Origin of the sequence: Parabacteroides vesiculifaciens (genome assembly GCF_049860805.1) — a bacterium.
Classification (GTDB): Bacteria; Bacteroidota; Bacteroidia; order Bacteroidales; family Tannerellaceae; genus Parabacteroides.
The window spans coordinates 1413940-1425552 of record NZ_CP187555.1; the positions used below are offsets into that span (position 1 = coordinate 1413940).

Genomic DNA, 11613 nt, shown 5'->3' on the forward strand with positions numbered 1-11613 from the left:
TTCGATTCAGACCAACGAGTATTTTAGTGAATCATACAATAAGTAATAGATGACAATAAGATTCGTTTTGAGGAAATAATGAGCCAATTGGATAATATGCCAAGAAACGAACTGTATTTTGATGCGTTTGCCCTGGATTTACCCCTGTCGGCTTGCGGCGGGAACGAACCTGCCGATGTAAATATTTTATATGGCAGTATACATACTTTCACATCGACAGGTAAATGATTTATAAATGCAATGCGCTGACAGATAATTACTAATCTTTTTATTGCTTTATTTGATCGGATGAATCGGCGCCCCGTCCATATAGGTAAGGGCGGCGCCTATGGCCGTCCTGTATTCCGAATATTTGGGGATCAGGAAACGGACGCCATACATCTCTTCCAGCTTGGGAAAAATCTCCTTGCATTGGGGCAGTTGCGTCAGATTGCCGATCAGGACGAAATCACGGATCGGGCTGTTGAGAGCCGACAGGATAGCGGCCTGGCCGATCGATTGCAAGACCATGTGGATAATTCCGGAAGCGATGTCTTCGGGAGAGGCGTTGCCGTCCGCCTTTCCGAAATTGGAGGCGGTGGCGTCCAGCGGAAGGTCGGGCAGGGGCTTGTTGCAGATGTCCTGTATCTGGAGGTCGATATTTGTCAAGGTCCCTTTCCGGGCCATTTCTGCGATCAGATGAATGTCCTGTGTTTTCAGGAGCAGGCGGGAGAGCCCCAGCAAGGTTCCGCCTCCGACGCCTATCCCGCCGATGTGCTGGATCTGCTGTCCTTCCACCTTTACGAAAGAAGTTCCCGTCCCCATGCTTACGACAATCAGGTTTTCCAGCGAAGCGGCATATTTGGCTCCGAGGCCGTTGGCTAAGAATTCATCGGTCTTGGCTGTCGGCAAGCCGTATAGCGGTTGGTCGATGAAAGCGCTTCCCACTCCCGTCAGCATCACCATCTCGATCTCAGGCAAGGTGATCCCGTTGTCATAGATATACTTACCGAAAGCTCCGAAGAGCGAGGTGACCGGATCTGTCGCCTTGACGAACATCGGCGATTTGATGGCCTTGTTTTCTACTCCGATAATCTTGGTTGTGCTTCCACCGACGTCAATACCTATTACTACACCCATATTTTCATGATTTAGTTGTAACTTTCTGTATCTTTTCGCTTGCAAAGTTATAACTATTTCTTACATTGTCCCGGCAAATATAACCTTTATATAATATGAAGATACGGCAGATAACGGCACTTACCGGCGCGATAGTCATGTGCGGAAGCGGCCGGGAAGACCACGAAGTGCAATGTGCTTTCGCAAGCGACCTGATGAGCGACGTCCTGACACTGGATTGCAACGGTGTGCTGCTCGTCACGGGCTTGTGCAATATGCAGACGATCCGGACGGCAGAGATGGCGGATGTTTCTTGCATCCTGTTCGTGCGGGGCAAGAAAGCGACTCCCGATATGCTGCAACTGGCAGCGGAAAACGATATGATCCTGATGGAAACGGATCACTCGATGTACCATACGGTCGGCGAACTCTATTGTAACGGTTTGCCGCCGATCTATTAATCAAGAAGGAGGTGAAGATATGCAATTCAGATTTGAACTGGAAGGAGGCAACTTCTCAAAAGCCGGTTATGCTTCGAGCCAGATAAAGAAGGTCTTGAAGCAACTGTCTGTCGATCCGCGCATCATCAAGCGGGTGGTCGTTGCCCTCTATGAAGCCGAGGTCAACGTCGTGGCTCATGCCTGGCGCGGGATGGTGTTGGCCGATATCGAAGCCGATAAGATCAGCCTCCTGTTGCAAGACGAAGGCCCCGGCATTCCCGATATCGGACAGGCGATGCAGGAAGGTTTTTCCACCGCCTCGGCTGCCGTCCGCGAGATGGGTTTCGGAGCAGGCATGGGGTTGCCCAATATGAAGAAGAATGTAGATGAATTAACGATCGAGAGCAAAGTAGGAAAAGGTACGACCGTCCGTATGCTGACCTATTTCTCCGCAAACGACAGATAGCCATGGAAGAGACAAAGTTTTACCACGCATTGAAAATAGACAATGACCGCTGTGTCGGGTGTACCCACTGTATGACGAAGTGCCCGACCGGTGCGATCCGCATTCGCGAGGGGAAAGCCTCCATCCGCAAGGGCTGGTGTGTGGACTGCGGCGAATGCCTGAAAGCTTGCCCGGCCGAAGCTATCTATGTGGAGCAGGACGACTTTCAAAAGATATTCGACTATAAAGCGCGTGTCGTGCTGGTCCCGACGGTCTTTATCGGGCAATTCTCCAAATATACGACGGAAGAGGAGATTTTCAGCGCGCTCTATGAGTTGGGCTTTACCCACGTGTATCAGGTGGAGTTTACGGCTGACATGATCCATCGCGAAATGCTCAGGCAGATGGAACAGGCGGAGGATAAGCCGGTTATCAGTTCGTTTTGCCCGGCTATCGTCCGGCTGATACAGGTGCGCTTTCCGGCCTTAGTCGATAATATCCTGTTGGTGAAGGCGCCTGTCAATGCGACAGCCGCATACTACCACAAGGTGCTGGAAGAAGACGGATTCTCGTCTGATGAGATCGGTGTCTTTTATGTGACACCCTGTGCTGCCAAGATCGCTGCGCTGAAAGGTGCGGAAGGATATTCGTCGACGATCAAAGGGGTGATCAATATGGATACCTTATATAATAAGGTATACCATATCCTGAAAAACCGCCCGAAGGATTATAAACCCGAATGCGTTCTCCCGCCGGCCCTGACCAAAAAGGAGATGCGTTGGAGCCAGACCGGAGGAGAGGCCAAGCATTTTTCCGGCCGTTGCCTGGCGATCGACGAGATACACAATGTGATCGAGTTTCTGGAACGGATGGAGTCGACAACCGAGGTGCGCAACGTGGACTTCCTTGAACTGCGCGCCTGTGACCGGAGTTGTGCAGGCGGTGTGCTGGCTGTTGCTAACCGTTTCCTAACTTCAGAGCGGGTGATGAAGCGTTCGATGAAGCGCGACAAGGCTCCGCTGATCTATTCCGACCGGTTGGAGGCGCTGTCTTATCTGAAACAGCACATCACTATTCGTCCGCTTCAGCCTAATCCGAAGTTGCGGTATGAAGGGAATATAGAAGAAGTCCTGAAAAAAATGGAGCAGGTGCGCAAGTTGATGTGCTACCTGCCCGGTATCGACTGCGGAGCCTGCGGTTCGCCCAATTGTCAGGCGTTGGCGGAAGACATTGTACGCCACGAAGCGCAGTTCAGCGATTGCGTCTTCATGCAGCGCAATATGGAAAAGCATGGGAAGTTGGACAAGGAGCATGCTTTCCGCCTGATCGAGAAGACGTGGGGAAAAGACCGGTTGAATAAAGATTGTTATAAGAAAGGAGCTAAATATGAAGGTCAGTGATTTAGTGAGGGAATTGAACCTAACCGTTTTTTGCGGGGAGGCAGGATTAGACGCGGAGATCTCCGGCGGTTACACCAGTGACTTGTTGAGTGACGTAATGGGACATATCGACGAAGGGATGTTGTGGATCACGATGCAGACGCACCAGAACATCCTGGCCGTCGCCACCCTGAAAGATGCGGCAGCCGTCCTGATCGTGAACGGGGCTTCGCCGGACGAGGAAACGCTTGAGAAAGGAAAAGAGGAAGACGTGCCTTTGCTCGGAACGCCGCTTCCCGCTTTTGAGGCAACGGGAAAAATCTACCGCCTTTTGCAACAGGCATGAAAGAGTTCCGGGTTGACTTGCACCTGCACACCTGCCTTTCGCCTTGCGGAAGCCTGGAGATGAGTCCGCAGCGGATTGTGGAAACGGCCCTCGAACGGGGGCTGGACGCAATCGCGGTCACGGATCATAACAGTACGCTGCAAGGTCCCGAAATCCAGACTTTAGGAAAGGAGCGGGGATTGGTGGTCTTTGCCGGTGTCGAGGTGACGACACGCGAGGAGGCGCATTGTGTCGTGCTTTTTGCAGACGACCAGGCTCGTGCCGCTTTCCAGAAATACTTAGATGACCATCTGCCGCCTGTCCCGAACGATCCCGAACGTTTCGGCGACCAGGTTTGGGTGAACAGCCGGAACGAGATCGTGGGGGAAGCGCCTTATCTGTTGCTTTCGGCCCTCGACCGGAGTGTCGGTCAGATTGCTGCTACCGTCAGGCAATTGGGCGGGTTGTTCATTGCGGCGCATGTCGAACGCCCTTCGTTCAGCCTGATCAGCCAGCTGGGGTTTATCGATCCTTCGTTGCCTTTGGATGCAATAGAGTTCAACGATGCGGCCCGTTATGAAAAGTTAGTGGCGGCACATACTTATTTGAAGCATTATACGGTCTACCGCGCCTCCGATGCGCATTATCCCGAACAGATCGGCACAAAATACTCCCTGCTGAAAGCCGGCGCGCTCGATTTCCAACATTTGGCAATGGCTTTCCGGAGGGAAAACGGCCATACGATTGTAACAGCATGAATAATCTATCTTTCCATATTACCGATATCACCGCAAACAGCATCCGGGCGAACGCGTCGGAAATAAGTCTGTTTATAGAAGAGCAGGATGCCAGGATCATCATCCGTATCACGGACAACGGCTCGGGGATGGATGCTGAAACCGTTGCCCGTATCACAAATCCGTTCTACACCACCCGTACGACTCGCAAAGTGGGGCTCGGTGTTCCCTTCCTGATCCAGAATGCGGAGCAGACCGGCGGTTCCGTGTTTATCACATCCGAGCCGGGAAAGGGGACGGAGGTGACGGCCACATTCCTGGCTGACCATATCGACTGCCCGCCCTGGGGGGATCTTCCGGGAACGGTCGCCATGCTGATCACCGGCAATCCGGAGATTAATGTTTGTTTTGAATATCATGCGGGAGAAACCGCATTCTCGATCAGTACGAATGAGATAAAAGAGATTTTAGATGGCATCCCGCTCAACCATCCGAAGGTGATGCTGTTGGTAAAAGAGATGATCAAGGAGAATTTATAGGAGGTCGTCTTAGTTCCAAGTAAGATGTTGTCGTAAAATTGAGCTATAGTCCCTATTACTTTCTTGTCCCTGTTTTGCCGAGATAGTAGTTGTAACGCTCCATCACTTCGCGCACATAGTTGAAGGTTTCCGAACCGCGCAGGTAACCGTGTTTGCAGACCGGGTCATTGTAGTATTCCGGATCGTTTTTCAGCCGGATATATTCAGCCACATTGTCATCCCAAACATAAGGGTTCTTACCGTATTTCTCCGCTAATCGCTGGGCATCGTAAATATGTCCGATCCCTGCATTGTAGGCTCCCAACGTGAACTTGATCTTCTCGACCGGATCGGTCACTTTTGCGAATCCCTGGCGGAAACGGCGCAGGCAATCGACACCTGTACGGATACCCGTGTCCGGTTCTTTCAGTTCATGAGGCGTTACTCCCAATGCCTTGGCCGTATTCGGCATGATCCCCATCAGCCCCTCCGCGCCGGCCCATGAGACAACGTTCGGGTTGAAGCGGGATTCCTGATAGCCGATCGAGGCGAGCAGTTGCCAATCCCAACCGATGTTTTTGGCATGTTTGCGGAACAGATCGTCGTAGGGCGAAACATGGCCGTTCTTGACCTCCGGAAGCTCGGTTGTAATGGGTTGCTTGCTTAGTTCGAAGTAACGTTTGATTAAAGCTTTGTAGACATGTGTCCCCGATTTGTCGGAAGCCCAGGCGTCGATGGCCCCGGCCAGTTCGGGGCTGCTTTTGCGTACGACCCATGAAGAGCGTTGCATAAAGCTGATCTTCAACGAGACGTTCAGATTCCAGAAATAAGTTTTGTTCAGTCGGGCTATATTCTCGTCGCTTATGGTGTAAGGAATTTCCCCCAGCGAAACCATGCTGATCAAATCCTCCGTCGTCACTGTATCGGCATCCACCTCATGGATCCGGATACCGCCGCCTAGTTCTACATCGAGGTTTTTCAGTCGTTCGAAGTATTTGGTTCCCGGTTTCACATAGACATCTTTTCCGAGCAGTTCCGTCACGTCGGTGATTACCTTGTCGCCTTTGTTGGCACGCTGGATCAGCACCTGGCAGTCTTGTTCTTCCCGTCCGCAATAGATCAGTTTCTCTTTCATGCGGTTACTGATCTGGATCGGGTAGGCGACTACATCCGCTTCGCCGGCTTCCAGCATCTCGATCAGCTTCGTCGGGCTTTCTGCAACCTTGATGTTTAGTTTCAATCCTTCCGAGCGGGCGAAATCCTTGATCAGTTCGTATTCGTAACCCATCGGCTGCATCTTATACTGGAAATAAGAAGTCGAGCTATAAAGCGTGACGGCGGTTATTTCGCCTTGCGCTTTCAGTTGCGACAGGTCGATTGTCACATCGTCATCCTCCTGTCCTTGTTCCTGCCTCGCACGATTACAACCGGACAACAACAGTGTCACAAAAAACAAGAGGATGACTTTCTTCATTTCTTAATTATTAATTCTTATTTTTTAATTTCTCCAAGAGAACGACATTTTCCACATGATGCGTATGAGGGAACATATCTACCGGCTGTACCTTCTTGACGGCATATTTCACGGAGAGCAAGCTCAGGTCACGTGCCTGCGTCGCCGGGTTACAGCTTACGTATACGATACGTTCCGGTTCGGCAAAGAGGATCGTGTTGATCACATCGTCGTGCATACCGGCACGGGGAGGATCTGTGATAATAACATCCGGGCGGCCGTGTTGGTTGATGAAATCCTGTGTCAGGATGTCCTTCATGTCGCCGGCATAGAACAACGTGTTTTCGATTTTGTTCAGTGCGGAGTTGACTTTGGCATCCTCGATTGCTTCGGGTACATATTCGATGCCGATCACTTTCTTTGCCTGGCGGGAGACGAAGTTGGCGATCGTGCCGGTTCCGGTGTACAGGTCGTAGACCATTTCGTTTCCGGTCAGTCCGGCAAACTCGCGGGCAACTTTGTACAGTTCGTAAGCCTGTTCGCTGTTGGTCTGGTAGAATGATTTCGGGCCGACTTTGAACTGAAGTCCTTCCATCTCCTCGATGATATGATCTTTTCCGCGGAAGACAAGAACATCCTGGTCGGTGATCGTATCGTTGCATTTTTCGTTAATGACATACATCAGCGAAGTGATCTCCGGAAACCGTTCGGCGATATGGGAGAGAAGCGCTTCACGACGTTCCACATCTTCGTAGAAGAACACCAGCACTACCATCAGATCGCCTGTCGAAGCCGTGCGGATCATCAGCGTGCGCACAAACCCTTCCTGATTGCGGAGGTCGAAGAACGGATAACCTTCGTGTGTCAGACAGTATTCTTTTACAGCCAGTCGGATACGGTTTGAAATGTCGTTTTGTAACCAACATTTGTGAATGTCGAGCACCTTGTCGAACATTCCCGGAATATGGAAACCGACCGCATTCATGCAATCGAACTTGGCTCCGGTCTTCACCTCTTCTTCCGTCAGCCATTTCTTGTTGGAGAACGTAAATTCGAGCTTGTTACGATAGAAAGTCGTGTGTTTGGAGCCCTTGATCGGAAGTATTTCTTCCATCTCGATCTTGCCGATGCGCGTCAGATTGTCGATCACTTGCTTATGTTTGTAGCGGATCTGTTCCTCGTAGGGTAGATGCTGCCATTTACAGCCGCCGCATACGCCGAAATGTTCGCAGAACGGCACTGCACGCAGGGGCGAATATTCATGAAAAAGCACAGCTTTTCCCTCCGCATAATTATGTTTTTTACGTGTCAACTGTATGTCGATGACATCTCCGGGGGCGACAAAAGGTACGAATACCACCAGGTCATTCACGCGTGCGATAGCCTTTCCTTCTGCGGCTACATCTGTTATTGTTACCTTTTCCAATAAAGGCAACTGCTTCTTATTTCTTGCCAAGATGATTAATTTTTAATTTTTGCGCAAAGATAGAGATAAAATGCATCGTAAAATACTTTGTATAAAAGATTTTAACTATCCGTATAACTGTCTTGTCTTTTCCCGACTTTCGAAAATAACCGTCATGTGCTCCAATGCCCAGCCGACAAGGCTCTCTATATGTGGTATCAACGTTTTTCCGGTTTCTGTAAGCTGGTATTCGACGCGGGGCGGAACTTCGGCATAGACCGTTCTCGAAACAAGCCCGTCGGTTTCCAATGTCCGGAGGGTGACGGTCAGCATACGCTGGGAAATATCGGAAATCGTTTTTTGAATGTCGCTGAAACGCATTGTGCCGTTCACGTTCAGTGTGATCATAACAAGCATCGACCACTTGTCGCCGAGCCTGCATAAGATGTCCCGGATGGGGCAATTTCCTGTCGGATGAAAATTTTTCATTTATTTTGTTTTAGTAGTATCTTATGTATCAACAATAGTTACATCCATGTAAGTAGCTTATTCAGAGGTGCGTTCTTGTTTTGCCGAATCAGACTACTTATCTTTGCTGCACAAAGGTAATAAACTTACTAAAAAGAACTATTGTCTCACTAAAATTATTATTATCATGGCAAAGAAAGTAGCAGTTTTGGCTGTAAATCCGGTAAACGGATGTGGATTGTTCCAGTATCTGGAAGCATTTTTTGAAAATGGCATTTCTTATAAAGTGTTTGCCGTAAGCAACACGAAGGAGATTTGTACAAACTCCGGTATCACTTTGATCGTAGACGATGTTATCGCAAACCTGAAAGGGCATGAAGATGAATTTGATGCGATGGTATTCTCATGCGGAGATGCTATACCTCAGTTTGCCCAACATGCAGGCGAACCGTACAATCAGGATCTGATGGCTGTTATTGCAGCATTCGGACAGAAAGGAAAAATAATGATCGGACATTGTGCCGGAGCGATGTTGTTTGATATGGCAGGCGCTATCGATGGAAAGATTGTTGCTGTCCATCCGCTTGCCAAGCCGGCTATACAAAAGGGAAAAGCCACAGATAACAAGTCGGAGGTAGATGGAAATATTTACACGGCCCAAGACGAAAATAGTATCTGGACGATGATGCCTCAGGTGCTCGATGCCTTGAAATAGGAACCTGATTATTTATAAAAAAAGCGGTACTTCCGGAAGGTTCATAAACTTTAGGTTTGTACCGCTTTTTCCATTTTATTCAAGATCGCTTTTCTTTTTCCTTCTTGAAGGCAAGTTCGGTATATTTTCGCGTACGAAACGCTTGAAACCGCTCAAAGAGACCTTATAATAATCGGCTAATTCGGCGTATGTCGCATTTTCTTCTTTCAGCTCTCTTTCGATCTGGCTTTTCTGTGAAAGGAGAAATTCGGTTTTAGGGCTTCCCAAAGGACGTCCTAATTTCGTTCCTTTGTTTTTACTGGCCGTCAGTGCTTCTTTTGTACGGGCGGAAATAAGTTTGCTTTCTATCTCGGAAACAAGCCCGAATGTGAATGCCAATGTCTTGCTGTCCACGTTGTCCTCGAACGAATAGCCTTCCTTGATACAGTAAAGCGTCACTTTCTTTTCAATGCACAACAAAATCAGATGCATAATTTCCATCAGTTTCCGGCTGAGTCGGGTGACATCCGCAACGATAAGAATATCTCCTTCCTGCAGATTCTTTATCACGTCTTCGAGCCGGTTTTTTCCTTTGGAAGAGTTTTTAGCATCTTTTAGCCACTTATCAATCTCGATTTTTTTTGCTTTTGCAAATTGTTCGATTGCATTTTTTTGACTCTCTGTTTGTTGTTTATTTGAATACGTACGTATATAAGCGATTGTCATATTTCTTAATTATTTAAATTTTGTTTCATCATTTGATATATAACAGATTGGTTTGCAATATGTTCATTCTAAAAATTAATAAAGAGGGTATACATCTTGTTGTAATGATCTCCTTAACTGATGCGAATGTACGCAAATAAAAAAAACAATGAAATATTTGGTAGTTAAAAATAAATACATACCTTTGCACCGCAATCGAAAATAACAAGAGTTGCAAAAACGGGGTGTAGCGCAGTCCGGTTAGCGCACCTGCTTTGGGAGCAGGGGGTCCCAGGTTCGAATCCTGGTACCCCGACATAAAAAAGGAGTCAGTACATAAGGTATTGACTCCTTTTTGTAATAAGCATACATCCTTTTACCTTAAAGCATCCACTCTCGATTCACCGGCTGCTGTCTTTCTGAAATGTTAAATCATACAAGAACCTCCCCTAAAAGGCGAATATTCGTATTCGTTTATTATCCAACACTTTGTATTATTGCGAGTTTCTTAAAAAATATTACCCGCAGGGGTAAATTGAAATAGATGGGGTAGAAAACCGAATTTCATGCGCTACTGTTTCGATTTGGACCAACGGGTATTCCGAAAAACTATACTCTAAGTTTGCGTAAAGCAAGAAGCTGAGGTTAATTTATATCTTTGTTGTATGAAGAAACTAAATTAACCGACTAACGGAAGTACACTAATGGAAAACGATAGTCTTTAAAGACTAGTTATTGTAACAGACTTCCGTTAGTCAAGCAGGCAAAGACTAAATAGATTATTGATATATAATAGGATATCATTTAGAGTAGTAGCCCATTCCTGCTTTCGGTTAATCCAAAAACAATATAAAGGTATGAATAAATTATTTATCGGGATTGATTTCTCCAAGAAAAAAGTAGATGTAAGTGTGATAGAGAAAGAAAACATATCTTCAGGTGTCCACCGTGAGTTCAGTAATGATGTTGCCGGACATGAGAGTCTGTTGGCATGGCTTTGTGATAGCTATCCGCAGACAGGCAAAGATCAGATGCTCTTTTGCGGTGAGAACACGGGACTTTACAGCGTTTGTTTGAGTAACACTCTCGCGCACGAGGGTTATACACTGTGGCTGGAACATCCTTACAGGATCAAACACAGCAGCGGCATGCAACGCGGGAAAAACGATAAATTGGATTCATTGCTGATCGCACAATACGCTTGCCGTTTCGAGGATATGGCCAAGGTCTATACCCCCAATACGGAAACCATCCGGGCGCTGCACTCATTTTTCACATTCCGTGATTTATTGGTGAAAATGAAAAATGAAGCATTGGTACATGCCAAAGAACTCCATTCGGTCCTAAAAGGGAATCACGCAACAGATTACATATATCAACATAGCCTGACACAAGTGGATAACTTGAACCGTGAAATAAAAGATGTGGAAAAGGAAATAATGGATCTGATCAACAGTGAAGAGGAGATCAAAAACAATTATGAGCGTATTACATCCATCAAAGGCGTGGCTTTTGTCAACGCCCTTGCTTTGATCGTTTATACCGAAAACTTCACCTGTTTTGACGATCCGCGCAAGCTGGCCTGCTATGCGGGAGTGGTACCGTTCCAACGAACCTCCGGCTCCAGTGTCAAAAGCAATGCCAAGACAAGTGGATTTGCCAATAAAAAACTAAACACGCTACTCACCCAAGCGGCACGAACCGCTGCCATACATGATCCAATATTAAGAGAATATTACAGGCGCAAAAGAGAAGAGGGGAAGCATCATAATTTAGTTATAAACAATATTAGAAACAAACTGATACATCGAATCTGTGCATTGGTCAGGAACCAAACTTTCGACCAAACGGCTTAGATTTTTGCAATATTCTTAATTTGTTTTAAAATCTTTCCGTTTATTTGGTTGGGAACATAGATTACAATAAGCCAGGGACGACACTAAGCT

At 47.5% G+C, this 11613-nt stretch carries 13 protein-coding genes and 1 tRNA gene; 9 read left to right on the top strand and 5 right to left on the bottom strand.

The genetic code is table 11. The features are described from left to right. Positions 1-276: 276 nt before the first annotated feature. The gene (coaW, locus tag ACPYIV_RS05725) at positions 277-1119 is read right to left on the bottom strand and encodes a type II pantothenate kinase (protein WP_293734294.1); all 843 of its coding nucleotides are present in this window, start codon (positions 1117-1119) and stop codon (positions 277-279) included. A gap of 95 nt (positions 1120-1214) precedes the next feature. On the opposite strand from coaW, the gene ACPYIV_RS05730 reads away from it, so the two are divergent. Genes ACPYIV_RS05730 through ACPYIV_RS05755 form a run of 6 tightly spaced genes read left to right on the top strand, consistent with a single transcriptional unit; the run spans position 1215 to position 4963 of the window. After that, complete coding sequence (locus ACPYIV_RS05730) at positions 1215-1559, top strand: hypothetical protein (protein WP_293734295.1); 345 nt, start codon at positions 1215-1217, stop codon at positions 1557-1559. Between the two features lie 19 nt (positions 1560-1578). After that, positions 1579-2004 (top strand): ATP-binding protein, encoded by a 426-nt coding sequence (locus tag ACPYIV_RS05735; RefSeq protein WP_293740660.1) that lies wholly within the window; start codon positions 1579-1581, stop codon positions 2002-2004. 2 nt (positions 2005-2006) lie between these two features. After that, positions 2007-3383: a [Fe-Fe] hydrogenase large subunit C-terminal domain-containing protein gene (locus tag ACPYIV_RS05740; protein ID WP_293740659.1), complete on the top strand. Its 1377-nt coding sequence runs from the start codon at positions 2007-2009 to the stop codon at positions 3381-3383. Next, on the top strand, positions 3370-3708 hold the full coding sequence (locus ACPYIV_RS05745) for a DRTGG domain-containing protein (protein ID WP_293734298.1): 339 nt from the start codon (positions 3370-3372) through the stop codon (positions 3706-3708). Before ACPYIV_RS05740 ends, ACPYIV_RS05745 begins: the two co-directional genes overlap by 14 nt. After that, positions 3705-4445 carry a PHP domain-containing protein gene (locus ACPYIV_RS05750; RefSeq protein WP_293740658.1) on the top strand — a complete coding sequence of 247 codons (741 nt, stop codon included), beginning with the start codon at positions 3705-3707 and terminating at the stop codon, positions 4443-4445. The genes ACPYIV_RS05745 and ACPYIV_RS05750 overlap by 4 nt, the downstream gene beginning before the upstream one ends. After that, complete coding sequence (locus ACPYIV_RS05755) at positions 4442-4963, top strand: ATP-binding protein (RefSeq protein ID WP_293734300.1); 522 nt, start codon at positions 4442-4444, stop codon at positions 4961-4963. The genes ACPYIV_RS05750 and ACPYIV_RS05755 overlap by 4 nt, the downstream gene beginning before the upstream one ends. A gap of 55 nt (positions 4964-5018) precedes the next feature. Here ACPYIV_RS05755 and ACPYIV_RS05760 read toward each other — a convergent pair whose 3' ends face one another. From ACPYIV_RS05760 to ACPYIV_RS05770, 3 genes are all read right to left on the bottom strand, one after another. Further along, the gene (locus tag ACPYIV_RS05760) at positions 5019-6416 is read right to left on the bottom strand and encodes a transglycosylase SLT domain-containing protein (protein WP_301705081.1); all 1398 of its coding nucleotides are present in this window, start codon (positions 6414-6416) and stop codon (positions 5019-5021) included. Positions 6417-6426: 10 nt separating this feature from the next. Continuing rightward, positions 6427-7851, bottom strand: coding sequence for a 23S rRNA (uracil(1939)-C(5))-methyltransferase RlmD (rlmD, locus tag ACPYIV_RS05765; RefSeq protein ID WP_293734302.1), 1425 nt, complete (start codon positions 7849-7851; stop codon positions 6427-6429). A gap of 75 nt (positions 7852-7926) precedes the next feature. Continuing rightward, entirely contained in the window at positions 7927-8289 is a 363-nt protein-coding gene (locus ACPYIV_RS05770; protein ID WP_293734303.1) for a winged helix-turn-helix transcriptional regulator, read from the bottom strand. A 166-nt stretch (positions 8290-8455) separates the two neighbouring features. On the opposite strand from ACPYIV_RS05770, the gene ACPYIV_RS05775 reads away from it, so the two are divergent. After that, on the top strand, positions 8456-8983 hold the full coding sequence (locus ACPYIV_RS05775) for a DJ-1/PfpI family protein (protein WP_293734304.1): 528 nt from the start codon (positions 8456-8458) through the stop codon (positions 8981-8983). A gap of 75 nt (positions 8984-9058) precedes the next feature. Here ACPYIV_RS05775 and ACPYIV_RS05780 read toward each other — a convergent pair whose 3' ends face one another. Next, positions 9059-9688 carry a recombinase family protein gene (locus ACPYIV_RS05780; RefSeq protein ID WP_293734305.1) on the bottom strand — a complete coding sequence of 210 codons (630 nt, stop codon included), beginning with the start codon at positions 9686-9688 and terminating at the stop codon, positions 9059-9061. A gap of 220 nt (positions 9689-9908) precedes the next feature. On the opposite strand from ACPYIV_RS05780, the gene ACPYIV_RS05785 reads away from it, so the two are divergent. Both ACPYIV_RS05785 and ACPYIV_RS05790 read left to right on the top strand, forming a co-directional pair. Continuing rightward, positions 9909-9983 (top strand) — tRNA-Pro (locus ACPYIV_RS05785). A gap of 541 nt (positions 9984-10524) precedes the next feature. After that, on the top strand, positions 10525-11523 hold the full coding sequence (locus tag ACPYIV_RS05790; RefSeq protein WP_290092606.1) for an IS110 family transposase: 999 nt from the start codon (positions 10525-10527) through the stop codon (positions 11521-11523). The last annotated feature ends 90 nt before the right edge of the window (positions 11524-11613 follow it).

What these genes read in the sequence shown, in the direction of transcription:
- ACPYIV_RS05750 (WP_293740658.1), top strand. Translation starts at nt 3,705, where the DNA reads ATGAAAGAGTTCCGGGTTGACTTGCACCTGCACACCTGCCTTTCGCCT.
- ACPYIV_RS05740 (WP_293740659.1), top strand. Translation starts at nt 2,007, where the DNA reads ATGGAAGAGACAAAGTTTTACCACGCATTGAAAATAGACAATGACCGC.
- ACPYIV_RS05730 (WP_293734295.1), top strand. Translation starts at nt 1,215, where the DNA reads ATGAAGATACGGCAGATAACGGCACTTACCGGCGCGATAGTCATGTGC.
- ACPYIV_RS05775 (WP_293734304.1), top strand. Translation starts at nt 8,456, where the DNA reads ATGGCAAAGAAAGTAGCAGTTTTGGCTGTAAATCCGGTAAACGGATGT.
- ACPYIV_RS05735 (WP_293740660.1), top strand. Translation starts at nt 1,579, where the DNA reads ATGCAATTCAGATTTGAACTGGAAGGAGGCAACTTCTCAAAAGCCGGT.
- ACPYIV_RS05760 (WP_301705081.1), bottom strand. Translation starts at nt 6,416, where the DNA reads ATGAAGAAAGTCATCCTCTTGTTTTTTGTGACACTGTTGTTGTCCGGT.
- ACPYIV_RS05790 (WP_290092606.1), top strand. Translation starts at nt 10,525, where the DNA reads ATGAATAAATTATTTATCGGGATTGATTTCTCCAAGAAAAAAGTAGAT.
- ACPYIV_RS05755 (WP_293734300.1), top strand. Translation starts at nt 4,442, where the DNA reads ATGAATAATCTATCTTTCCATATTACCGATATCACCGCAAACAGCATC.
- coaW (WP_293734294.1), bottom strand. Translation starts at nt 1,119, where the DNA reads ATGGGTGTAGTAATAGGTATTGACGTCGGTGGAAGCACAACCAAGATT.
- ACPYIV_RS05770 (WP_293734303.1), bottom strand. Translation starts at nt 8,289, where the DNA reads ATGAAAAATTTTCATCCGACAGGAAATTGCCCCATCCGGGACATCTTA.
- ACPYIV_RS05745 (WP_293734298.1), top strand. Translation starts at nt 3,370, where the DNA reads ATGAAGGTCAGTGATTTAGTGAGGGAATTGAACCTAACCGTTTTTTGC.
- ACPYIV_RS05780 (WP_293734305.1), bottom strand. Translation starts at nt 9,688, where the DNA reads ATGACAATCGCTTATATACGTACGTATTCAAATAAACAACAAACAGAG.